The sequence below is a fragment of the Aeromicrobium duanguangcaii genome (assembly GCF_024508295.1).
GTDB classification, from domain to species: Bacteria; Actinomycetota; Actinomycetes; order Propionibacteriales; family Nocardioidaceae; genus Aeromicrobium; species Aeromicrobium duanguangcaii.
Map to the genome: position 1 here is coordinate 3049430 of NZ_CP101990.1, position 24249 is coordinate 3073678.

Sequence of the window (24249 nt, forward strand, 5' to 3'; positions counted from 1 at the left end):
GGGTCGAAAGGTGGCCATGGTCACGGCTCTCGGAGGCTGCCACAATCACCTCCATGACCACCGCCTACCTGGTGACGTCGGCACTTCTCGTGCTGACGGTCGCGGCGGTGCGTCACCACCGGTCGTCCGTCTCGGTGCCCGTCCTGATCATGCTCCTGGCCGCCGCCGGTTGGAACCTGGCACGAGCCGATCGCGGGGCCGTCGACCCCGCGCCCAGCGTCACCGTCGCGATCAACGTCGTGTTCGTCCAGATCACCGCGGCCTCCTTCTACGTCGCGACGCGGCGCCTCGTCTACGGGCGCTGGCGCATGTCGGGCTGGTTCTGGGCCCTGGCGATCGGGGTCAGCACCGCGACCTTCATCGGGATGCTCCCGTCGGTCGGGCTCACCACCGGTGAGGACTACTACGCCAGTCCGGTCTACGTCGTGCACCTGGCGTATTCGTTCGCGCTCTTCGGCGCCGGGATCCTGACCCTCAGCTCCCGCCAGCACGACCCGTCACCCCACGTGCGCCGTGTCGTCTCGGCCGTCCAGCTGGGCGCCCTGCTGGTCCTGACCCTCCAGGTGTTGTACCCGTCCCTGACCCCGCTGGCGGTCGCCGCCACGGCGATGGTGATGGTGTGGACGACCGGCCACGTCGGCGAGTGGTCGCGCTCGGCGTCGCGAGCCGGCCGGTTGCTGGACTCGATCGGCGTGTTCATCCTCGTCGTCGACCGCTCCGGTCGCCTGCAGGACTGGAACGGCCCGGCCGCCAGCCTGCTGCGGCTCAAAGGTCACACGGCTCGGCGGGACCTCGACGTGGCCGCGGCGCTGGGGATGTCGATGCCGTTCCTGGACGAGTCCACCGTGACCCTGCAGATCGAGGGCGGCGAGCTGCGCACCTCGCTGTCGGTGCACCCGGTCGATCCCCTCTCGCGCACCAGCGACCGGGTCCTCATGTTCCGGCCGGTCAGGTCGTCCGTCGAGAGCTCGTCGTTCCCCACCGTCTCCGGCGCACTCAAGGGCCACGACCCCGCGACGCAGACGCTCGGCCGCAAGGCCGCGGTCGATCAGCTGCGCGCCGCGGCCGAGGAGGGCCAGCGCGTGCTCCGCCTGGACATCAAGCCGCGCACCCCCCGGCGCGCGGACGAGGTGATGTTCCTGATGGCCCGGCGCATGGAGGCGCGCGCCGCCGAGCGTGGATGGACCGAGACCGAATGGGCCCGCCTGGACACCTGGACCTTCGTGACGCCGATCCTCGACGCCCACTTCGAGGCGATCCCCGCTCACGTCGTCGTCGAGGACCTGGGCGTGGACATGGTGGTCTCGTTCTTCGAGCCGCTCCCCGACGAATCGGCGGCCGACTTCGTCCGCCGCGTCTCGGCCGACGAGTACGACCACAACTCCGCTCAGAACAGCTGACGCGGCACGCCGCAGGCCGGGGGCACGGCGCGCTGCACTCGCTCAGGCGCGGCGGCGCCGTCCCAGCAGGAGTGCGAGCCCACCGAGCACGACCGCACCGAGTCCCCCCGCCACCGCGGCGAGGGTGGCACCCGAGCCCGTGTCGGCCAGCGGCGACCGGCCGTCGTCGCCTTCGTCGCCGGCTTCGTCGTCGCCCTGGCCGTCACTGCCGGACCCGGCCTCGGTCGGAACCTCGGGAGCCGCCGTGACGTCGACCGTGACCGTCGCCGTGTCGCAGACGGGCAGCGGCGTGGAGTCGTCGCACCGCTCGTACTCGAACGAGTCGGAGCCGACGAAGCCCTGGCGCGGCGTGTACCGCACGGTGCCGTCCGCCAGGACCTCCGCGACGCCGTGCTTCGGCTTCTTGGTGATCCGCGCGGCCGCGAGCGGGCGCCCGGTCCGGCTGGAGTCGTTGCGGTCGACCTCGATGACCACCGGCCGGCCCGCTCGGGTCGTGGCCGTGTCGTCACCGGTCACGACCGTGTTGGTCCGCACGGTCACGGGGATCGACACGATGTGGCACTGCTGGGGCCGCGACGTGTCGCACACGCGCAGGTCGAACGCATCGTCACCGGAGTAGCCGTCGTCCGGCGTGTACGTCACGGCGCCCGTCTGCGCGTCCACGCTGACGTCGCCATGGGCCGCACCGCCGACGACCTGCACCGACTGCGGGTCCAGGCCCGCACCGGCGGAGCTCACGACGTCGCCCAGCGGGATCGTCAGCTCAGCATCCTGGTCGGTCTCGAAGCCCGCGGCGGCCGCCGGCGAGATCGCGAACGCGTTCGCCACGGTGACCGTCACCGTGGCGGTGTCGCACACCGGCGTGGGGGTCGACGTGTCACAGACGCGGTACTCGAAGGTGTCCTGACCGGAGAAGCCCGCATCGGGCGAGTAGGTGATCTCGCCGTCCGGACCCACCACGGCGGTGCCGTGCGACGGTCCGGCCACGATCACCGGGTGCGCCAGCGCCTGGCCCGAGGCCGAGCTGTCGTTGTCCGCCACGTCGATGTCCACGTCGGTGCCGAACGCCGTCGTCGCCGAGTCATCGGCCGCGGCGACCGCGTTGGCGGACACCTCGACAGCGATCGTCACCGTCGTGCACTGGACCGGGTTCGACGTGTCGCACACGCGCACCTCGAACTCGTCGTCACCGGAGTACCCCGGGACCGGCGTGTACGTCAGCTCACCCGTGACCGGGTCCACCGTCACGGTGCCGTGCTCGGGGGCATCGGGGATGGTGACCGTCGTGGGATCGACGGGCTTGCCCGACGGGGACACCACGTCAGCGAGCGGGATGGTCGTCGAGGTGTTCTGCGGCGTCGCGACGCCGTCCTCGACCGCGGTCCCCTCGGCGAAGACGTTGTCGACCGTGACCGTCACCGTCGCGGTGTCACACACCGCGGTCGGGGTCGACGTGTCGCACACGCGGTACTCGAACGTGTCCTCGCCGGAGAAGCCGGCCTCGGGCGTGTAGGTGATCCGGCCGTCCGACTCGACCACAGCGGTGCCATGGCCGGGCGCCGTGGTCACCGTCGGCGGCGCGAAGGCCTGGCCCGAGGCGCTGTCGTCGTTGCCACGCACGTCGATCGTGCGGGGCGTCGCCACCGTGGTCGTGGCCGAGTCGTCGACCGCCGTGACCGAGTTCGCGCCGACCGTCACCTCGATGGTGACCGTCGTGCACTGCACCGGGTTCGACGTGTCGCACACGCGCACCTCGAACTCGTCGTCACCGGAGTAACCCGAGGCCGGCGCGTACGTCAGCTCACCTGTGACCGGGTCCACCGTCACGGTGCCGTGCCCGGGACCGCGCGAGACGGTCACCTTGGTCGGATCCAGCGGCTTGCCCGAAGCCGACACCACGTCCGCCAGCGGGATTTCCTTCGGCGTGTTGTGCCCCGTGGACACGCCGTCCTCGACGGCCGTCTCCTCGCTGAAGACGTTGTCGACCGTCACGGTGACCTTGGCGGTGTCGCACACGGCCGGGGTCGACGTGTCACAGACGCGGTACTCGAACGTGTCCTGGCCGGAGAAGCCAGCGGCCGGCGTGTAGGCGATGCCGCCGTCGGACTCGACCACAGCGGTGCCATGACCCGGAGCGGTCGTCACCGTCGGCGGCGCGAACGACTGGCCCGAGGCGCTGTCGTCGTTGCCACGCACGTCGATCGTGCCGGCCGTCCCGACCGGTGTCGTTGCCGAGTCGTCGTGAGCCGTCACCGTGTTCGCGCCGACCGTCACCTCGATGGTGACCGTCGTGCACTGCACCGGTGCGGAGGTGTCGCACACGCGCACCTCGAAGTCGTCTTCACCCGTGTACCCGGGGTTCGGCGTGTAGGTGAGCCGGCCCGTGGTCGGGTCGACCCTCACGTCACCGTGCCCGGGAGCGTCCGAGACGGTCACCGTGGTCGGATCGAGCGGCTTGCCCGACGGGGAGACCACATCGTCCAACGGGATCTGCTTCGCCGTGTTCTGCGGCGTCGTGACGCCGTCCTCGACTGCCGTCCCCTCGGCGAAGACGTTGTCGACCGTGACCGTCACCGTCGCGGTGTCACACACGGCGGTCTGGTGCGACGTGTCGCACACCCGGTACTCGAACGTGTCCTGACCGGAGAAGCCGGCCTCGGGTGTGTAGGTGATCTCGCCGTCCGACTCGACCACGGCGGTGCCATGGCCCGGAGCGGTCGTCACCGTCGGCGGCGCGAACGACTGGCCCGAGGCGCTGCCGTCGTTGCCACGCACGTCGATCGTGCGGGGCGACGCCACCGTGGTCGTGGCCGAGTCGTCGACCGCCGTCACCGAGTTCGCGCCGACCGTCACCTGGATGGTGACCGTCGTGCACTGCACCGGTGCGGCGGTGTCGCACACACGCACCTGGAAGGAATCAGCACCCGTGTACCCGCGGTTCGGCACGTAGGTGAGCAGGCCCGTGGTCGGGACCAACAGGGTGCCGTGTATGGGACTGCCGCTGCCGGTCACCGAGGTCGGATCGAGCGGCTTGCCCGACGGGGAGACCACGTCGGCCAGCGGGATCTGCTTCGCCGTGTTCTGCGGCGTCGTGACGCCGTCCTCGACGGCGGTCCCCTCGGCGAACACGTTCGTGACCGTGACGGTGATCGTCTCGGTGATCTCCTGGTTCGAGGAGTCGCGGAGCGTGTACGTGAAGCTGCCAGTGCCGGAGAACCCGGCCGTCGGAGTGAAGGTGACGATGCCGTCGGCGAAGCTCACCGCCCCGTTCTGCGGCGAGCCGACGCGGACGAGCGCGAGATCCGTGCCGTGTCCGAGCGCCTCGAGGGCGGCTTGCGAGATCGTCACCGGGACGTTGGCCCGGGTCGTCCGGCTGTCCGGCTCCGCCTCGGGAGTGACCTGGATCAGCACGGTCACCAGCGCCCCGCCCGAGGTTCTGTAGGTGAAGGAGTCGGGCCCGGAGTAGCCCGCCGGGGGCGTGTACGTGTAGCGGCCGCCGGCGTAGGTGATCGTGCCACCCCGCGGCGAGGAGCGGTCATACGTGCCGTTCGAGGTGTCGGTGACCGTGGCCGGGACGTCGACCTGGGTGGCGATCACGACCTGGGTCTCCGCCGTGGCCGGCGGCGCGGGGTTCGGGTCCTCGTTGCCGACGGCCTGCGCGCTGTTGATCAGGGAGCCCGGCGCGGACGGCGCGGTGGCGCTCACGGTGACGACTGCTTCGTCACCGACCCCGAGGTAGCCGCCGTTGCAGGTGGCGACCTTCTGCGTGGTGCCCGTCACGACGCATGACGTGTCCGTGCTGGTCGCGCTGACGTTGCTGAGGTTGTTCGGGAGCGTGTCCTTGAGGACGAAGCCCGAGGTGTTGCCCGGGCCCTCGTTCTTGACGACGACGCGCCACGTGATGGTGCTGCCGACGACGACGGTGGCCGGTCCGGTCTTCGTCACGCTGAGCTTCGAGGGAAGCGCGGATGCACAGTTCGTCGCGTCGCTGCGCTGGTTGGTCGGCGCGGTGACCTCGTTGATCTTCGTGAAGGTGGGTGCATTCGTCGCGGCGTCCTTGATCGCGATCTGGTACATCTTGCCGTTCGTCGCGATGAGCGCGAGGTTGCCGTTCGTCATCGTGAAGGCCGAGCCGTAGGAGTTCACCGGCATGACTTCTGTGGACAGCGTGAAGGTCTTCACGGCGCCGGTGGTGCGATCGATCCGGTGGAGCTCAGGTGCCTTCCCGTAGCTGGGCGCCCACAGGTACCCGTCGAGAAGCGCCATGTCTGCGAAGTGGATGCCCGCCGAGGGGACCCCCGTGAGCGGGATCGCCGTTCGCGTCGGCCGCGTACCCCCGGTGACGGTCGTGACGTCCTTCAGGTTCTCGATCTTGTAGATCGTCTTCGTGCCGCCGTTGCCCGAGGCGACGAAGTAGTTGCCGGCCGCGTCGAACTCACCGCTGTCCCAGAGCGTGTTCGGCGCCGTACCCAGAGCCGCGTTCGCGACGCCCAGCGGCTTCACGACACCGGATCGGTCGATGCGGGCGAACGAGCCCTCGATCTTCTCGCCCGAGGACTGTTCGTAGAACGTTCCGTAGAGGTAGTCGTCGGTCGGGTTGAACGCCAGCGCGTTGAAGACGTTCGCGCCCGTGTAGGTCCCGATCTCGGTCCACTGGGACCCACCCGTGCGGGTGTAGGACCCGGAGTTGAGCTTGACGGTGCCCACCGGGTCCTCGGCCTGGGCGAAGAAGCGCGGCACCGTGCAGTCGAAGGCCGGCGGGGCGGCCGCCTCGGCTGCCGGGGCCAGCACCGTCATGGTGCCGGCGAGGCTCAGCGCGGTCAGGGTGAAGGCTGTCGCACAGGTGAGCAGACGGCTGCGCAGGCGGAATGCCATGAAATCCGGAAACCTCTCGAGAATGGGAGATTCACAGACACGGCCGAGATCGAGCAGGGCCCGGGCACACCACGGTCGCCATGACCGGGGCCGGAGGCCGTGAGCGGAGCCGACTCCCTCCGGACTCGCTCGTCAGGGACGCTACCTGTGACACCTGGTGCCCATGGCGGTTTCAGCACGCACGGGCCCGCGACCTGCCCAGAACGGTCACAAAGAACTACGCGAGATGGACGAAAGTGTCATGTTCCGCGCCACATGAGTCACATGAGGCAATGCGGGCCGCACCCGTCCCGCGATCTTCGCGTCAGAGAGCGAGACCGACGTACTTCGTCTCGAGGTACTCCTCGATGCCCTCGTCGCCCCCCTCGCGGCCGAAGCCCGAGGACTTCATGCCGCCGAACGGCGCGGACGGGTTCGACACGACGCCCTGGTTGATCCCGACCATGCCGGTGTGGAGTCCCTCGTAGACCTTGATCGCCCGCGAGTAGCTCTCGGTGAAGGCGTAAGCGACGAGACCGAACTCGGTGTCGTTGGCCATCCGCAGCGCCTCGTCGTCGTCCGTGAACGTGAACACGGGAGCGACAGGACCGAAGATCTCCTCCTGCCACATCCGCGCCTGCTGCGGGACGTGGGTCAGGACGGTCGGCGGGTAGAAGTAGCCGGCGCCGTCGGGCACCTCGCCACCGGTCAGGACCTTCGCGCCCTGCTCCTTGGCGTCGTCGACCAGCTCGGCGACCTTGTCGCGCTGCTTGGCCTCGACCAGCGGGCCGACCGGCGCCTCGGCCATCTTCGCGGCGAAGCGGGAGGCGAACTCCTCGGCCAGGGACTCGTGGACGATGAACCGGTTGGCGGCGGTGCAGGCCTCGCCGAGGTTGCGCATCTTGGCCAGCATCGCGCCCTCGACGGCCTTGTCCAGATCGGCGTCCTCGAAGACGAGGAACGGGGCGTTGCCGCCGAGCTCCATCGAGACGCGCAGCACCTGCTCGGCCGACTGCTCGATGAGCGAGCGGCCCACCTCGGTGGACCCGGTGAACGTCAGCTTGCGCAGGCGCGGATCGCGGATCAGCGGCTCCATGACCTTGCCGGTGCTCTTGGTCGTGACGATGTTCAGGACGCCCTCGGGCAGGCCCGCCTCAGCCATGATCTCGCCCAGGCTGAGCATCGTCAGCGGGGTGAGCGACGCCGGCTTGATCACCATCGTGCAGCCCGCGGCGACGGCCGGGCCGATCTTGCGGGTGCCCATGGCCAGCGGGAAGTTCCACGGCGTGATCATCAGGCAGGGGCCGACCGGCTGCTTGAGCGTCAGCAGCCGCGTGGCGCCGTTCGGCGCGACGGAGTAGCGGCCCGAGATGCGCACGGCCTCCTCGGCGAACCAGCGGAAGAACTCCGCGCCGTAGGCGATCTCGGTCTTGGACTCGCTGATCGGCTTGCCCATCTCGGCGGTCATCTGCTCGGCCAGCTCATCGGTGCGGTCGGTGATGATCTCGAAGGCCCGCCGCAGGATCTCGCCCCGGTCGCGCGGCGCGGTGCGCGCCCAGTCGTCCTGCACCGCGACGGCCGCGTCCAGGGCGGCCTTGCCGTCGGCCACGGAGGCGTCGGCCACGGTCGCCAGGGTCTCACCCGTCGCCGGGTTCTCGACCTCGAACGTCGCGCCACCCTCGGCGTCGCGCCACTGACCTGCGATGAAGAGTTGGTTCGGCATGGGTCGACGCTACCTCTCCCCGGCGATCCCTTCGACCTGCGACACTTCGAGCCATGGTCGCCACCCTGCGGGGGCTGTTCCATCCCACGCTCCCGGGACTCGTCGGGGCGCTGCTGTTCGCGCTGGTGTCGCTGACACCGTCGCTGCTCCCCCGGCCGGCCCTGTTCCAGGGACTCGTCACGGGCGTGACGGCCGTGATCGGCTACGGCCTCGGCGTCGCTCTGGCCTGGGTCTGGCGCGCGTTCGCCGACAGGGAGGCACGGAGACCCGGGGCCCGGCAGTGGCGGTGGGCCGCCGGCATCGGCGTCGTCACCCTCGGCGCGGCCGACGTGATCAGCGTCCGCCAGCAGGACCGCATCCGTGAGCTCATGGGCCTGGGCGACGCCAGCGCGTGGCGCCTGGTCTCCGTGCCGGTCGTGGCCGTGGTGGTGTTCTGCCTGCTGCTGGCGGCCGGACGCGGACTGCGCCGGGCCGCCCGGGCGCTCTCGGACCTGCTGGCCCGCCGGATCGGCGCGCAGGCCGCCCGCGCGACGGCGGTGGTCGTGGTGGCGGCGTTGACCTTCTTCACCCTCAGCGGGGTCGTGTACGACACCGCGATCGACGCGGTGGACTCGTCCTTCGCCCTGGGAGACCAGCAGGTCTCGTCGCGGCTCGACCCGCCCGCGAGCGCGCTGCGATCCGGCAGCCCCGCGTCGGACCTGGCCTGGGAGGACCTCGGGCGTCAGGGCCGTCGGTTCGTCGCACGCGGCCCCAGCGGCGACGACATCGCGGTGTTCACCGGGCGGACCGCCCTGGACCCGATCCGCGCGTACGCCGGCACGGCCCACGCCGAGGACGTCGAGCAACGAGCCCGGCTCGCCGTGGACGACCTCGAGCGGGCGGGCGGCTTCGAGCGGGCCAACCTCCTGGTCGCCGGCACGACCGGGTCCGGCTTCATCGAGCCCAGCGCGTCCGAGTCGTTCGAGTACCTCACCGACGGCGACTCGGCGATCGTCTCGATGCAGTACTCGCACCTACCGTCCTGGGTCTCCTTCCTGGTCGACCAGCAGGCGGCGCGCCACGCCGGGCGGGCGCTGTTCGACGCCGTGTACGAGCGGTGGTCGGCTCTCCCCGCCGATGCGCGGCCCCGGCTCTACCTGTTCGGCGAGAGCCTCGGCTCGTTCGCGCTGGAGACCGCGTTCAGCGGCGAGGCCGACCTGCGCAACCGGACATCGGGCGGTCTGTTCGTGGGGCCGCCCGGGTTCAACTCGCTCTTCACGGAGTTCCGCGAGCAGCGGGACCCCGGCAGTCGCGAGATCGAGCCGGTCTTCCGCGACGGACGCACGGTGCGGTTCACGACCGACCCGTGGAGCCCGGTGATCCCCCAGGATCGCGCGTGGGACGGCCCGCACCTGCTCTACCTCGTCCACGCGTCGGACCCGATCACGTGGTGGAGCCCGGATCTGATCTGGGACAAGCCCGACTGGCTCTCCGAGCCGCGCGGGTCGGACGTCGCCGCGGCGATGCGGTGGTACCCCATCATCACGTTCTGGCAGACCTCGGCCGACATGGCGGTCGCCATGGCGGTGCCGTCGGGTCACGGTCACGACTTCGTGGGCGAGCACGTAGCGGGGTGGGCCTCGGTGCTGCAGCCGCCGGGGTGGTCCCGTGAGGATCTGCGCCGCCTCCAGCAGCAACTCCTCGACACGGGCGCCCAGGACGCGGGCATCCCTCCGTCGCTGCGCGAGTGAGCGGTTCCCACCCGGGGGCCGGGAGCCCGCCAGCCGGGGAGACCGTCAGCGCTCGCGCGGGTCGCGGAGCTCGCGGACGCGCGTGACGACGAACCAGCCGCAGACCACGACGACGGCCAGGATCACGAGGCGCTGGAACCAGTCGGCCCAGGGCTCGATGACGTGCCAGTTCTCGCCGAGGGTGTAGCCGGCGCCGACGAAGATCGAGTTCCAGATCAGGCTGCCGACCGTGGTGAGCGTCAGGAACACCGTGAAGCTCATCTGCTCGACACCGGCGGGGATCGAGATCAGGCTGCGGAAGATCGGGACCATCCGGCCGAAGAACACCGCCTTGGTGCCGTGCTTGGCGAACCACTCCTCGGTGACCTCGAGGTCGCGCACCTTCAGCAGGGGAACCTTGGCGAACACCCAGGCCGTGCGGTCGCGGCCGAAGACCCGGCCGAGCCAGTACATGATGCAGGCGCCGATCACCGATCCGGCGGTCGTCGCGAACAGGGCGCCGGCGAGGGAGAAGCGTCCCTGGCTGGCGGCCAGGCCCGCCATCGGCAGCACGATCTCGCTGGGGATCGGGGGAAAGAGGTTGTCCATGCCGACGGCCAGCGCGGCGCCGAAGAGCCCCAGCCGGTCCATCATGTCCACCATGAAGCCCGCGAGGCCGTCGATCTGCTGGTCGGCTGCCTGAGTCATCACCCGGCAGAGCATAACGAGCGACTCACAGACTGGGGTGTCTCCGCCGAACGCGGTACCGTCGCTGGGGTGCATTCGTTCCGCAGATTCCTCGCCGCCCTCGGCGCCGCCGTCCTGCTGACGACCCTGCTCGCGGCCTGTGACGGCGACAACGGCGACGACCGAACCGAGCGGGAGTCGGTGGAGGCCGCCTCGCCGACCGGGCTGACCACCGTGTCCGCCGACGACGTCGTGGCCGTGTCCCGGTTCCTGCTGGACTCCGCCTCGGCGGTCGTGCTCGTGAATGAGCAGGACCGCGCGGCCGCCCTCGAGCGCGCCCGTGACCTCCGGGTGCCCGCGCTGCCGGACACCGAGGCCGGTCGAGCCGAGGCCGAGCGGCTCGGCGCGCGCGTGCTCGGCGCCGACGACAAGACGGCCGCCGCGGCCCCGCCGATCGCACGGTCGACGCCGGTCACGATCGCCACCACCTCGGAGCCCTCGCAGGAGCTGACCGACCTCGTCGACCTCGGCGACGGCGAGCTGGTCCGCATCGCGCGCGACCCGCGCCGTCACGAGCCCTCGGCGAAGCTGCTGCGCCGCGACCCCGACGCGCCCCTGCTGACGCTCGGCGCCTCCCCCTACGCCGTTCGGGTCGTGCGCGCCGATGCCCAGACGGTCGGCGGCGGCTGGTTCGCCACCCGCGGCAAGCATTTCGTGGCGCTGTACGGGCACCCGTCCGGGCCCGCGCTCGGCGTGCTGGGCGAGCAGGGCGTCGAGGCGTCGATCGATCGGGCCCGCCGGCTGGTGGGCGAGTACGAGCGCGTCGATCCGGATGCGCGGTTCGTCCCCGCCTTCGAGATCATCACGACGGTCGCCAGTGCCGCCAAGGGCCCGCGCGGCGACTACTCCGCCCGCACCCGCGTGGCCGAGATCGAGCCGCTCGTGGACGCGGCCGAGCGCGCCGGCGTGGCGGTCATCCTCGACCTGCAGCCCGGCCGATCGGACTTCCTCTCCCAGGCCAAGGAGTACGAGTCATTGCTGCGCCGCCCGCACGTCGGCCTGGCGCTGGACCCGGAGTGGAGGCTCGGCCCCCAGGGCAAGCCGCTGCAGCGGATCGGCCACGTCGGCGCCGCCGAGGTGAACCGGGTCTCCGCGTGGCTCGCGGCCCTGACCCGCAAGCACGCGCTGCCGCAGAAGATCTTCGTGCTGCACCAGTTCCAGACGCAGATGATCCGCGACCGGGACCGCGTGCGGACCGACCATCCCGAGCTGTCGACGATCATCCACGTCGACGGGCAGGGCAGCCCCGGCGCCAAGTTCGGCACCTGGCGCGTGATCCGGACCGCGGCGCCCGACGGGGTCGGCTGGGGCTGGAAGAACTTCCTCGACGAGGACGAGCCGATGCTGACCGTGCCGCAGACGTGGCAGCAGGTCCGGCCGCGCCCGCAGCTGATCACCTACCAGTGAGCCGGCCGCCCGCTCAGCCCAGCGTCGCCGTGATCCGCTCGAGGATCCGCTCCAGCCGCTCGGGGCTGGTGCCGAAGTTCAACCGGGCGAACGTGCCGGACTCCAGGTCGGTGTGCGCCGTGAACTCCGGTCCCGGCGCGAGCCTGACCCCGCCACGCTCGAGCAGGATGCCGGCGGGATCGGCCGCGATGCTCGTGCCGGCGAAGTCCAGCCACGCGAGGTAGGTCGCCTCGGCGGGCTGGACGTCCACACCCACCTGGGCGGCCCAGTCGGTGATCGTGAACCGGTTGCGCCGCAGCACGCCCAGCAGCTCGGTGAGCCAGTCGTCGCCCTCGGTCCAGGCGGCCACGGCCGCGGCCCGCGACAGGGTGCTGACTCCGCCGAGGTACGCGAACGGCAGCGCCGCCAGCGGCTCGCGCACCCGGGCGGCGCCGAGGTGCGCGACGGCGCAGTGCAGCCCGGCGAGGTTGAACGCCTTGGAGGCCGACGTCACGGTGACCGTGCGGTCCTCGACGTCGGGTCCCAGCGAGGCGAACGACACGTGACGGCGGCCGTCGAGGGCCAGGTCGGCGTGGATCTCGTCGGCCAGGACGACGAGGTCGAGCTCGGCCGCGGCGTCGGCGATCGGCCGCAGCTCGTCCTCGCCGAGCATCCGCCCGAGCGGGTTGTGCGGGTTGACCAGCACGACGAGCGAGACCCGCTCGCGGCGCCAGAGCTCGACGAGCTCGGCGCTCGTGGCACCGAACGGCATCGGCACCACCCGGCGACCGGACTCGGCGGCGGAGTTCAGGAACACCGGGTAGCTGGGCACGTGCAGGGCGATCCCGTCCCCGCCCTCCGTGAGCAGGTCCAGGGTGACCTGGAACGCCTGGATGACGTCGGTGAAGAGCCGGCCCCGCTCGGGAGTCGGCGTCCAGTCGAAGCGCTCGGCCATGCGCCGCTCGAAGGCCGCGACCAGCGGATCGGGGGCGTCGAAGTCCGGGTACCCGACGTCGCCGCGGGCGAGCCGATCGTGGACGGCACGGGTCACGACCTCGGGAACAGTGACGTCCATGTCGGCCACCCACGCCGGGATCACACCCTCGGGTGTGGTCGTCCACTTCATGTTGTCGCGGTCGCGCAGGGCGTCGTCGGTGAGGTCGAACACCCGTCCAGTCTCCACGAAGCCAGCTGGGGACGGGAAAGGCCGCGGAGCCGGGGGCATGTCTCCCCGACTCCGCGGCCGCCTGTGGGCCCCCGACCTCAGCGCACCCGCACCTTCACGGTCGTCGAGCTGGCCTTGACGCCCGACTGCGGGACGTACACGAACCGCACGCTGGTCTTCCCGCGCTTGGCGCCCAGTCGCAGCGAGACCGTGGCCTTGCCGTCCACGACCTTGACCTTGCGCACGACCTTGCCGCGGTGGATGACCTTCACCGTGCCGCGCGGGCTGACGCCGCTCGCCGCCACCGACACGCGGGCCTTCCACACCCCGCGCGCCTTCACCGCCGACTTCGCCTTCACCTTGGTCCGACTGACGGCCTTCTTCGAGATCTTGACGGCCTTCGCCGTCGCCGATCCGGACCGGTGGCCCGCCTTGGTGGCGGTCACCTTCGCCGAGAGCTTCGACCCGAAGTCGGCCGGCGTGACGCGGTGGGCGGAGCCGGTCGCGCCCGCGATCGCCTTGCCGTTGCGCAGCCACTGGACCGAGGTCTTCACGCCGGGCGTCGACCAGGTGCCCGCCGAGACCTTCAGGACTCGACCCACCTGGGCGCTGCCACTGATCTTCGGCGCCTTGACGACCGTCGGAGCGGCGCTCGGGTCCACCGCGAGCGAGGCGCCCTCGACCTCGTCGACCGAGGTGGAGCCGCCGCCCGTGACCACGAGCTCCAGGCTCGGCACCGCCAGCTTCGTGCTGCCGGCCTTGAGCGCCCGGAACGTGGCGGTCACCAGGGTGACGTCACCGTTGGCCGCCGGCGAGGTGCCCAGCTTGGTGTGCAGGACCGTGAGGTCGCCGTCCACCACCGACGCGTACGTCGAGCCGGTCACGTCCGTCGAGGCGCTGCCGGGCACGTACGCCAGGACCGACTCGTCGTAGTCGAGCGCGAGCTCGTAGGCGTAGACGTCCTGCACGTGTCGCGCCGCGAGGGTGACCGTGACCTGGTCACCGACGCCCACGGTCGAGGCCGAGGTGCGCACCGCGAACGAGGCCGCCTCGGCCTGTGCCGGCGACATCGCCAGCGCCCCGGCGAACAGGGCGCCCGAGAGCACCGCGACCCCACCGCGCCACATCGTCTTCTTCGTCATCGTCTGTCGTCCTCGGATCGTCTGGTCGCGGTTCACGGCGCCTCCTGCGGGAGGGGGCCGAACAGGGTGGGCGTCGTGCGGTGGCCGGTGGCCTGCTCGTAGGCGTAGGCCAGGCCCAGCAGCGGGCCCTCGTCGAACTGACGGCCCAAGAACTCCAGGTTCATGCCCGCGCTCGGGTCGGTGGCGTCAGCGCCCATCGGCACCGTCACCGCCGGCATGCCCGTGTTGGGGCTGAGCCGCATGTTCGTGCTGAACGTGCCGAACGGCGTGCCGGAGGGGTAGACGACCGCGTCGATCTCCTGCGCGTCCAGCAGACCCGTCACCTGCTCGTGGCCCAGCGCGAGCTGCCGCGTGTGCGTTCCGTCAGGACCGGCCCACGCCTGGTAGGTCTCCTCGGTGATCTTGTCGCGCGAGACGTACGTCGAGCGGTACGCCGGCGTGAACTTGCCGCTGTCGATGATGCCCTGGAGCGTGTTCGCCTCGACCGCGGGCGACAGGTGCGTCGCCATGTACTCGTCGAGGTCGTGCTTGAACTCGTTGGTGCTTCCCGAGCCCTCATTGAGGACCCGGGTGAAGGCGGTGGCCTCGTCGGGGGTCATCTCGACCGGGACGACGGTGGCGCCCTGGGCCTCGAGGTCGGCCTTCGCCTGCTCGAAGCGGCGACCGGCGGCGGCCTGGGCCGCGTTGGTCGCCGTGGGCGACGGGATCATCTGCGCGAAGTAGCCGATCTTCTTGCCCGCGAGAGCCTGCGGATCGAGGTACTTCGTGTACGAGTTGGGCACCTTGCCGCGCTGCCGCTCGGTGGCCACGTCGTTCGCGTCCACGCCGACGACGGCGTCGAGCGCGATGGCGGCGTCGGCGACCGAGCGCGTCATCGGGCCGCCGGTGTCCTGCGACAGGGCCAGCGGCACGATGCCGTCACGTGAGGCGAGACCCACGGTCGGCCGCACGCCGACGAGCTGGTTGTAGCTCGACGGGACGCGGATGGAGCCGCCCGTGTCGGTGCCGAAGCCCAGGGCCGCGAGATTCGCCGAGATCGACGCGCCCGTGCCGCCCGACGAGCCACCGGCCGTCTTGCTCGTGTTGTAGGGACTCGCGATCGACGTCGCGTTCTGCCGGTCCTCGGTCATGCCCTGGAAGGCCGAGAACTGCGACGAGAACCCGTAGGCGAACTCGTCGAGGCTGGCCTTGGCCATCACGACCGCGCCCTGCGAGCGCAGTCCCTCGACCATCTCGGCGTCGTCGTCGGTCTGGTTCTCCTCCCAGCACGCGCAGCCGGCGGTGGTCGGCATGTCCTTCGTGTCGTAGTTGTCCTTGAGCAGGACCGGGATGCCCAGCAGCACGCTGGTCATGCCCTTGTCCTTGCGCTCCTCGTCGGCCGCCGCGGCCAGCTTCAGCGCCTCGGGGTTCGTGGAGATGATCGAGTTCAGCGGTCGGCCGCGTTCGGCGGTGTCGATCGTCGCGGTGTCGTACGCCTTGATCCGATCGAGGTACTGCTGCGTCAGCGCGACCGAGCTGGTGACGCCGGCGTTCATCGCGGCCTGCATGTCCAGGACGGAGGCCTCGACCAGCTCGAACGGCCCGTCGTCGTAGATCATCTTCTGCGACAGAGCGGCGACGTCGGTGACGGTGATCGTGCCGTCGTCGTCCAGGTCCGCGGCGGCGACGGTCTTCCAGGCGGCGTCCGTCGACGTGGCGCCGACGTGGCCCGCCAGCAGGTCGACGTCCGCCTGCGTGATGGCGTCGTCGCCGGTGAGGTCACCGGTGGTGTTGAAGGGCGCCAGGTAGGACCCGGCGTCGGTCGTTCCCTCGGCGCTGGAGGCGGGCGGTCCGGCCGCGATCAGGACTGCGCCGGCCATGCAGGCCAGCGACAATGCCGCCCCGGCCCGGGTGGGTGTGCGTCTCACCGTGTGTTCCTCTCGACGTCCGATCCCCCGACGTCGTCACGCTAGGAACGAGATGTTGCGTATGCGTTACGTGTGAGTGTTGAGACCAACAACTGTGCGTCGCCCAGATGACGAAATCGCAACGGGCGCCCCGCTTCGGTCAGTCGGTGACGACGCGGCGCCACTGCCACGCGGTCTGTGCGAGCAGCAGCACGATCGCCGCGATCGCCACCCCCAGCGCCCACGTGGACTCGCCGGCCACGGCTGCGATGACGCCGATCTGGGCCCAGATCGTGGCCGCGGCGTAGCCCGGACTGCGCGGCATCAGCAGGTTGACGCCGAGCGCGAAGATCGCCGCCCCGGCCAGCACCGTGATCTGCCAGCTCTCCCGCTCGGGCGAGACGAGATCCAGCTCGACGACGCCGGTGGCGAAGTTCAGGAAGACCGCCACGGTGACCCAGCCGGCGTAGATCCCGCTGGTGGCGCGCGCGAGGTGCCCGATCCAGCCCGGATCGGTCCCGGGGGCCTGGGCCGCGATCCGGGCCGCGTCGATCGCGAACCCCGTCATCAGCACGAGCACGAGGAACGTCGCCCAGCTGATGCCGGCGGCCGACACCGCGATCCAGACCGCGGCACCGACGTAGAGCGCGATGAGGTCGACGACGAACCGGGTGCTGCCGGTGCCGTCGCCGCGCCAGATCGTGACCACGGCGTGCACGATCGCCAGCAGGTAGATCAGACTCCAGATCGAGAACGCCCAGCCCGCGGGCGTGATCAGCAGGTCCTTGCTGCCGTCGGAGGGCTGCGAGACGTCGGACAGGCTCTGCACGATCGGCGCCGCGGCCTGCAGGACGGCGGCGGCGAGCAGGACCCACCCGAGTCGGCGGTCGGTGCGCTCGGCGGTGGGGTTCATGCCCACCACGCTAGGCGGGCCGGCGGGGCCCCGCATGGCGTCGCCGGCCGGGCTCAGCCCGTCGGGAAGCGGACGTCCGCGGCGTCGCGCGGGGCGAAGGCGGCCGCGAAGGCTCGCTCGTTCGGCGCCCAGACCTCGTTCCACACCCGGTCGTGATCGTTGCCCGCCCGCCGATCCCGCTCCATGCCCCGCTGCACCGCGGTGGCGAGGTCGAGGTCGCACCACACCGTGAGGTCGAGCAGCGGCAGGGTCTCGGGATGGAACAGGCCGATCAGGTCGAGCACCAGCACGTCGGCCCGCGGCACGGGCTCCGGCTCGCGGAACCGGCCCAGGTCCCAGTCGTACCGCCGGAACTCGCCGGGCCGTTGCTCGCGGAACGGGTGCAGCACCTCGGTGGCGAGCCGGTCGCGCTCGACGCCGGCCCAGTCGTCCGACCGCGCGTGCACGCGGACCGGGTCGAGGAAGTCGTCACCGCGCATCCGCACGGCGTCGGGCAACGCCTCGACGAGGGCTCGCGCCAGCGTGGACTTGCCCGAGCCGCCGTAGCCGGAGATGCCGACCACGACCGACCGACCGGCCGCCGCGCGTCGGCCGGTCACGAGTCCGGCGAGCTCCTGGAGATCCATCGCTGGTCATCGTAGGCGTCGTCGGCCTACGGTCAGGGGCATGACCGACGACGTGGTGCTCCGCTACAGCCGTACCTATCCCCTGGCGGTGGATGCCGCCTTCGACGCGCTCCTGCCACTCGAGCTGCCGGCGCTGTTCAGTCGGCGCTACGGCGCGATCCCGCCGATCGCGGCGGTCCGTGACCAGGCCGGGCCCTGGACGACGCCGGGCCAGACCCGCACGATCCAGCTGGCCGACGGAGGCACGATGCGCGAGGAGCTCACCGCCGTCGAGTCGCCCTCCCGGTTCACCTACCGGATCGAGGGCATCACCGGCCCGATGAAGCCGCTCGTCACCTCACTCGACGGCGCCTGGACCTTCGAGCCGGTCGGCACCGGCGTGCGCATCGCCTGGACGTGGACGGTCCACCCGGCCGGGCGCCTGGGCTCGCTGGCGATGCCGCTCTTCGGCCGGATGTGGCGCGGGTACGCCCGTCAGGCGTTCGAGAACATCGAGCGGCTCGTCGTCCGATGAGCACCTCCCGCCCGTGCGGGTCGTGGCCCACGCCGGTCACGGCCGACCTCGTCGTGCAGCAGTCCGGCCGGCTGGGAGCCGTCGCCCTCGACGGCGACGCCGTGCTCTGGTCCGAGCAGCGTCCGCACGAGGGCGGCCGGACCCAGATCGTCCGTCTCGAGCCCGGAGGAACCCCCACCGACCTGCTGCCGGAGGGCGCGAACGCGCGCACCCAAGTCCATGAGTACGGCGGCGGCGCGTGGTGGGTGCGCGCCGGCACCCTCTGGTACGCCGAGTGGTCCGACCAGCGCCTGCGCCGCGTGGACCCGGGCGCCTCGCCCGTGTCGATCACCCCGCCGGCTCCGGAGGGCGGCTCGGTGCGCTGGGCCGACGGCGACGTCGACCCCCGCAGCGGCCGGGTCGCCGTCGTCCGCGAGACCCACCCGCCGGGCTCGCGCGGGGCCGTCGACGTGGTCAACGAGATCGTCGTCCTGGACTCCACCGGCGTGGCGGACGTCGTCGTCTCGGGCCCGGACTTCGTCTCCGACCCGCGCTGGTCGCCCGACGGCTCCGCCCTCGCCTGGCTCGAGTGGGACCACCCGAACATGCCGTGGGACGACACGCGGCTGCGGGTGCGGGACTCCAGTGGCGTGATCCGGGTCGCCGGCGGTGACGCGGACGCGCCCGAGGGGATCTGCCAGCCCTCGTGGGCCGCGGACGGATCGCTCTGGTTCTGCTCCGACCGCGACGACTGGTGGTCGCTGTACCGCTGGACACCGGACGGCGGCGTCGATCGGATGTTCCATGCTCCGGGCGACGTCGGCGCACCGCACTGGGTCTTCGGGCCTCGGCGCTACGCGTTCCTCGCCGACGGCAGCGTCGTCCTGGCCGTGTCGCACCGCGGTCGTGACTCCCTCGTCCTGCTGGACACCGACGGCAGCACGCGCACCCTCGCGGTGGACGTCACGAGCGTGGACGACCTCGCCGCGGCGGGCAGCACCGTCGTGCTGATCGGGTCCTCGCCGCAGCAGGAGCCGGCGGTGCTGCGGTTCGAGCTGGATGAGCGGGGCGAGCTGGTCGGCCCGGTCCAGACGCTGAGCGCGGTGCGCGACGTCGATCTGGGCCCGGAGTGGATCTCCGAGCCCGAGCACATCGAGTTCCCGGGCGGCGACGGCCGCCCGACCTACGCTCACTTCTACCCGCCCCGGAATCCGGAGTCGCGGCCGCTCGACGGCGAGCTGCCCCCGCTGATCGTGATGATCCACGGCGGTCCCACCGGCAACGCCACCTCGACGCTCTCCCTCGCCCGGCAGTTCTGGACGACGCGCGGCTTCGCCGTCGTGGACGTCGACTACAGCGGGTCGACGGGCTACGGGCGTGCCTACCGCGACCGCCTGCAGGGGCAGTGGGGCGTGCTGGACGTCGGCGACTGCGTCGCCGTGGTGCGCTGGCTCGGCGAGCAGGGCCGCATCGACCCCGCGCGCGCCGTGATCCGCGGCGGGTCGGCCGGCGGGTTCACCGTCCTCATGGCGCTCGCGACGTCGGACGTGTTCGCTGCCGGAGCCGACTACTTCGGTGTCGCCGACGCCGAGGCACTGGCGCAGGAGACCCACAAGTTCGAGTCCCGTTATCTCGACGGCCTCATCGCGCCCTACCCCGAGGGCCGCGAGACCTATGTCGAGCGATCGCCGCTCACCCACCTCGACTCGCTGACCTCTCCCCTCGTGGTGCTGCAGGGTTCCGAGGACGCCGTGGTGCCGCCGGCGCAGTCCGAGGCGATCGTCGAGGCGTTGCGCCGCAAGGGACTCCCGGTCGCGTACCGCCTGTACGACGGCGAGCAGCACGGCTTCCGCCAAGCCGAGAACATCAAGGACTCGCTCGAGGCCGAGCTCTCCTTCTACGCGCAGGTCCTCGGGTTCGCGCTGCCGGCGGACGAGCGGATCCCGGTCCTGGAGATCGAGAACCTCCGCCCGGACGCGGGGTGATCAGGGCTCGTCGAGGACGTCGCCCGGCGCCAGTCCGACCGCGCGCTCGATGTCGCCCGGGCTGGTGTGTCGCAGGTACGAGCGCAGCTTGGCGCACGCCGCCCGGTAGTGCTCGCGCGCCGTGTCCTCGGTGATGTAGAGCTCGCCGGCGATGTCGGCCCAGTGCCGTCCGCGGGCACGGCCCGAGATGACCTGGCGCTGACGCGGGCTCAGGTCGAGCGGCGCGCCGCGGCGGTCCAACAGCTCGGTCAGCCCCACGAGGGACTGGGTCACCACGACGTTCCCGGCCCGCACGTCCTCGATCGCGCCGACGGTGACGGCCGGCTGGTCGGACTTGTGCACGACGCCGTGGGCACCCGCCCGCAGGCACAGCGCGAGGACGATCGCGCGCCGCTCGTCGGTGTAGAGGCACACCGGCAGCCCCCTGGCGCGGATGGCGCGGATGGCCGCACGCCCCTGCTTCGTCCCGGTGCCCGCACCCTGCGGGCCCCGCAGCAGCAGGTCGAGAACGACGACATCGCACGCGACGGGCGCCGCCTCGAACTGCTCGACGCTGGCGTACGTCGCGACGACCTCGACCTCGGGGTGGACGGTCGCGAAGCCGCCCCGGATGACGGTGCTGTCGTCGATCACGACGACGCGGGGGCGATCGGTCACGGCTCCTCCTGGCGGTGGACGGGTCCCACGAGCGTCACGGAGGTGCCGCGGCCCGGCGCGGAACGCACCTGTGCGTCTACTCCCACCTCGCGCAGCGCGTGGCCGACCTGGGTGTTCAGCCCGAAGCCCATCGGCTGACTGGCCTGGTCGAAGCCGACGCCGTCGTCGGACACCACGACCTCCCACCGGTCGTCCTCGCAGTCCGCGTGCACGACGACCTGATGGGCGCGGGCGTGCAGCCGCACGTTGTGCAGCACCGTCGCGACGGCACGGCTCGTGGCGTGCCAGACCGGCTCACTGAGCCGCGCGTGACCGCCGAGGTCGACGGCGAGCTCGAGCGGCAGGTCGTCGAACCCCTCGAGCGCCACCGCCAGCATCGTGGCGACGGTGCGCGCGCGGTCCGCGTGTTCGGGCGACGGCTCGGCAGCGAGGTAGTTGCGCAGGCGGTTCGCCTCGCGGTGCGCCTGCAGCCGCAGGCCCGGCAGCACCTCGGCCGGGGTGTCCTCGTCGGACAGCAGGCGCAGGATGCTCGAGGCGTCGTGCACCGTCATCTGGTAGCGCTCGAGCTCGAGCGCGCGCGTGGCCGCCACGGCGTCCTCACGCGACTGGTCGGCGTCGGCGGCGAGCGAGCGCAGGTAGTGGACCATGAGCGCCACGACGAGCGCGTAGCCCGGGATCGTCAGGGCGTTGTTGACGTTCGTCTCCCACGACGCCGTGTCCGCCGTGATCATCCAGGACAGGTACCAGGCGCCGAGGCCGAAGCCGTGGGCCACGGCCAGGGCCGGCCGGAGCCACGTCGAGGCCAGCGCGCCCACGTTGATCGCGAAGCCCGAGGCCCACGACTCCCACGTGCCGACGACGTGGCTGGACGGCAGCAGCAGGACCATCGCCGGGACGGCCACCCAGGCCAGCACGATGTCCGGTCCGTGCCACCAGCCGGGGCGCACCGAGCCGTTCGACAGACACTGGGCGATCAACAGGACCGAGGTGGCTGAGACCAGCAGGCCGAGTGCGACGTAGACCTCGCGGTGCTCGGCCAGCTGCGCGCCGGACGCGATGCTCAGGATGATCTGGAACAGCACCACGGCGCGCATCGCCGGGACGACCAACGCGATTCCCCGCTCGGCTCGACGCGCCGACGCGCCCAACTCAGCCTCACTCGTCACGGTGGTCACGCCGAACATCGTTCCAGACCGTCGTTACCCTGAGCCGGTGCACCTGATGTCCCTGCATCGCCATCCCCTGAAGTCCGGGTCCATCGAGGACCTCGACGAGGCGACGGTCGATCCGTGGGGACTCGCCGGCGACCGGCGCTGGATGGTCGTCGACGCCGAGGGCACCTTCCTCACGGCTCGCGAGGAGCGCCGGCTGCTGACCATCGACGCGCGGCTGACCGGTGCGGGAATCCGGCTCAGCGCCCCGGGCCGGGCCACGCTCGACGTGCCCGATCCCGATCCGGCCCATCAGGTCCCCGTGCGGATCTGGAGCTCGCTCATCACGGCCGCCGAGGCCACCGACGCCACCACGTGGCTGACCGAGTTGTTGGGCCGCGACGTGCGCCTCGTGCACTTGGACGACCCCACCCGTCGGGCCGTGAACCCCGCGCGCTCGGAGCCGGACGACCGGGTCAGCCTCGCCGACGGGTACCCGCTGCTCGTCACGACGCAGACGTCCCTCACCGCGCTCAACCAGGCGATCGAGGCCGACGGCGGCGACCCCGTGCCGATGAGCCGGTTCCGCCCGAACCTCGTGATCGACGGCGAGGCCGCCTGGACCGAGGACGACTGGCGGCGCATCCGGGTCGGCGACGCCACCTTCCGCGCCGTCAAGGGCTGCGCACGCTGCGTCATCACCACGCTCGAGGCCCAGGACTCCGGCGAGGTCGCGCGCGGCAAGGAGCCGATCCGCACCCTGGCCCGGATCCGCCGGTTCTCCGGCGCGGTCTGGTTCGGCGTCAACCTGATCCCCGACGTCGCGGGCGTCACGGCCCGCGTCGGCGACGAGGTCGAGGTGCTCGAGGCGGCCGAGCCCGGCGGCGGACCACTCGGCGCGTAGTCGCCGGAGGCGGGGTCAGTCCCGCCCGAGCAGGTGGTCGACCCAGCGCGGCACCACGTCGGTCGCGGGACCGGCGAACGTGGTGTGGAAGCCGCCGCCCGTCGGCGCCAGGTTCAGCTCGAAGGTGTGCGCGCCGGAGGCGTGCGCGTAGTCGACGAAGCCCGCGGCCGGGTAGACGACGCCCGACGTGCCGATCGCGGCGAAGACGTCGACCTCGGTCAGCGCCTCGTGGATGTCGTCCATGCCGTGCGGGAACTCGCCGAACCACACGATGTCGGGTCGCAGCGCGGCGGTGTCGCACTCGGGGCACTCGGGCTCGAGCTCGAGCGGCCCGTCGTGCTCGAACCGGTGCTCACACTCCTCGCAGCGGACGTGGCGCAGGCTGCCGTGCATGTGCAGCAGCCGCCGAGATCCGGCGCGCTCGTGCAGGTCGTCGACGTTCTGCGTCACCAGCAGCATGTCGTCGCCGAACTCCTTCTCGAGCTCGACCAGGGCGTGGTGCGCGGCGTTCGGGTGCACGCGCTCCAGGGCGGCGCGGCGCTCGTCGTAGAACCGCTGGACCAGCGCCCTGTTGTACGCGAACGCCTCGGGTGTGGCGACGTCCTCGGGCCGGTGGCCCTCCCAGAGCCCATCGGCGTCACGGAAGGTGGCCAAGCCGCTCTCGGCCGAGATCCCCGCACCGGTCAGCACGACGAGCTTCATGCGGCATCTCCCTGCAACGCGTCGACGATCTGGCCGACGCCGGTCGGCGGACCCGCGACCGACCACACGAGGCCGTCGACCTCGACCCGCTCGGTGACGCCGCCGGCCCCCAGGACCAGCGCGGTTCCGGGCAGCCAGTCCCAGTCGGGCGTGCTGTGCTGGAACCAGCAGCCGAGGCGGCCGGTGGCCACACCGACGAGATCCATGGAGCCCGACCCGAGCATCCGGATGGTCGCCGGCAGCGCCGCGGCACGGCGCCAGGCGGCGAAGCCGGGATGGTCGACGATGAACGCCGGATGCGCGTAGGTCGCGACGCCCAACTGGGACACCGCGGCGTCCTCGATGGGCGACACCGGCCGTCCGTTGATGGTCGTGGGCACGCCGGGCCCGCCCACCACGACCGTGCCGGTGGCGTGGTGCGCGACGGCGCCCAGCAGCGGCCGGTCTCCGTCGGCCAGGGCGATGGCCGAGCACCAGTAGTCGAAGCCCGAGGCGAAGTTGTAGGTGCCGTCGACCGGATCGATGACCCAGCGTCGGCCCGAGGTGCCCTCGCGCGAGGTGCCCTCCTCGCCGAGCAGCCCGTCCTCGGGGCGCTCGCGGTCGAGGTGCTCGACGATGCGCGCCTCGGCGGCGTAGTCGGCAGCGGTCACGATGTCGGAGACGCTGGTCTTCGAGCGGGTCTGCAGGTCGTCCTCGGCCCGGATGCGGGCGGCGAGGGCGGCCGCCTCGACGACCAGCTCGGTCGCCAGGGTCACGTCGTCCGGGGTCACGTTCATGCCTCAACCGTAAGAGGCGGACCCTGCGAA

18 protein-coding genes are annotated in these 24249 nt (G+C 71.6%); 6 read left to right on the forward strand and 12 right to left on the reverse strand.

Annotated elements, in window-relative coordinates:
* Positions 1-53 precede the first annotated feature (53 nt).
* Entirely contained in the window at positions 54-1400 is a 1347-nt protein-coding gene (locus NP095_RS14845) for a histidine kinase N-terminal 7TM domain-containing protein (RefSeq protein ID WP_232418379.1), read from the forward strand.
* Positions 1401-1442: 42 nt separating this feature from the next.
* On the opposite strand, the gene NP095_RS14850 is transcribed toward NP095_RS14845, so the two are convergent.
* Positions 1443-6275: an Ig-like domain-containing protein gene (locus NP095_RS14850; protein ID WP_232418377.1), complete on the reverse strand. Its 4833-nt coding sequence runs from the start codon at positions 6273-6275 to the stop codon at positions 1443-1445.
* Positions 6276-6579: 304 nt separating this feature from the next.
* A complete protein-coding gene (locus NP095_RS14855) occupies positions 6580-7977 on the reverse strand; it encodes an NAD-dependent succinate-semialdehyde dehydrogenase (protein ID WP_232418375.1) in 1398 nt (465 codons plus the stop codon).
* Positions 7978-8030: 53 nt separating this feature from the next.
* Between NP095_RS14855 and NP095_RS14860 the strand changes: the two genes are divergently transcribed.
* Positions 8031-9707 (forward strand): alpha/beta hydrolase, encoded by a 1677-nt coding sequence (locus NP095_RS14860; RefSeq protein WP_232418372.1) that lies wholly within the window; start codon positions 8031-8033, stop codon positions 9705-9707.
* Positions 9708-9752: 45 nt separating this feature from the next.
* On the opposite strand, the gene NP095_RS14865 is transcribed toward NP095_RS14860, so the two are convergent.
* A complete protein-coding gene (locus NP095_RS14865; RefSeq protein ID WP_232418581.1) occupies positions 9753-10394 on the reverse strand; it encodes a DedA family protein in 642 nt (213 codons plus the stop codon).
* A gap of 69 nt (positions 10395-10463) precedes the next feature.
* On the opposite strand from NP095_RS14865, the gene NP095_RS14870 reads away from it, so the two are divergent.
* Complete coding sequence (locus NP095_RS14870) at positions 10464-11840, forward strand: hypothetical protein (RefSeq protein ID WP_232418370.1); 1377 nt, start codon at positions 10464-10466, stop codon at positions 11838-11840.
* A gap of 13 nt (positions 11841-11853) precedes the next feature.
* Here NP095_RS14870 and NP095_RS14875 read toward each other — a convergent pair whose 3' ends face one another.
* From NP095_RS14875 to NP095_RS14895, 5 genes are all read right to left on the reverse strand, one after another.
* Entirely contained in the window at positions 11854-12987 is a 1134-nt protein-coding gene (locus tag NP095_RS14875; protein ID WP_232418368.1) for a MalY/PatB family protein, read from the reverse strand.
* 95 nt (positions 12988-13082) lie between these two features.
* Entirely contained in the window at positions 13083-14162 is a 1080-nt protein-coding gene (locus NP095_RS14880) for a cohesin domain-containing protein (protein ID WP_232418366.1), read from the reverse strand.
* Positions 14159-16033: an amidase family protein gene (locus NP095_RS14885; RefSeq protein WP_232418364.1), complete on the reverse strand. Its 1875-nt coding sequence runs from the start codon at positions 16031-16033 to the stop codon at positions 14159-14161. The genes NP095_RS14880 and NP095_RS14885 overlap by 4 nt, the downstream gene beginning before the upstream one ends.
* 139 nt (positions 16034-16172) lie before the next feature.
* Entirely contained in the window at positions 16173-16925 is a 753-nt protein-coding gene (locus NP095_RS14890; RefSeq protein ID WP_232418362.1) for a hypothetical protein, read from the reverse strand.
* Between the two features lie 53 nt (positions 16926-16978).
* Entirely contained in the window at positions 16979-17551 is a 573-nt protein-coding gene (locus NP095_RS14895) for a uridine kinase family protein (RefSeq protein WP_232418360.1), read from the reverse strand.
* 40 nt (positions 17552-17591) lie between these two features.
* Here NP095_RS14895 and NP095_RS14900 point away from each other — a divergent pair, with 40 nt between their 5' ends.
* Positions 17592-18065 carry an SRPBCC family protein gene (locus NP095_RS14900; protein ID WP_232418358.1) on the forward strand — a complete coding sequence of 158 codons (474 nt, stop codon included), beginning with the start codon at positions 17592-17594 and terminating at the stop codon, positions 18063-18065.
* Positions 18062-20029: a S9 family peptidase gene (locus NP095_RS14905; RefSeq protein ID WP_232418356.1), complete on the forward strand. Its 1968-nt coding sequence runs from the start codon at positions 18062-18064 to the stop codon at positions 20027-20029. Before NP095_RS14900 ends, NP095_RS14905 begins: the two co-directional genes overlap by 4 nt.
* On the opposite strand, the gene NP095_RS14910 is transcribed toward NP095_RS14905, so the two are convergent.
* Both NP095_RS14910 and NP095_RS14915 read right to left on the reverse strand, forming a co-directional pair.
* Positions 20030-20686 (reverse strand): helix-turn-helix domain-containing protein, encoded by a 657-nt coding sequence (locus NP095_RS14910; protein WP_232418354.1) that lies wholly within the window; start codon positions 20684-20686, stop codon positions 20030-20032.
* The gene (locus NP095_RS14915; protein ID WP_232418352.1) at positions 20683-21861 is read right to left on the reverse strand and encodes a sensor histidine kinase; all 1179 of its coding nucleotides are present in this window, start codon (positions 21859-21861) and stop codon (positions 20683-20685) included. The genes NP095_RS14910 and NP095_RS14915 overlap by 4 nt, the downstream gene beginning before the upstream one ends.
* A 46-nt stretch (positions 21862-21907) precedes the next feature.
* On the opposite strand from NP095_RS14915, the gene NP095_RS14920 reads away from it, so the two are divergent.
* A complete protein-coding gene (locus tag NP095_RS14920) occupies positions 21908-22741 on the forward strand; it encodes an MOSC domain-containing protein (protein WP_232418580.1) in 834 nt (277 codons plus the stop codon).
* A 15-nt stretch (positions 22742-22756) separates the two neighbouring features.
* Here NP095_RS14920 and NP095_RS14925 read toward each other — a convergent pair whose 3' ends face one another.
* Together NP095_RS14925 and NP095_RS14930 are read right to left on the reverse strand one after the other, a co-directional pair.
* Positions 22757-23443: an NAD-dependent deacylase gene (locus NP095_RS14925; RefSeq protein ID WP_232418351.1), complete on the reverse strand. Its 687-nt coding sequence runs from the start codon at positions 23441-23443 to the stop codon at positions 22757-22759.
* Positions 23440-24219, reverse strand: a complete 780-nt coding sequence (locus NP095_RS14930; RefSeq protein ID WP_232418350.1) for an inositol monophosphatase family protein — start codon at positions 24217-24219, stop codon at positions 23440-23442. The genes NP095_RS14925 and NP095_RS14930 overlap by 4 nt, the downstream gene beginning before the upstream one ends.
* Positions 24220-24249: the final 30 nt, after the last annotated feature.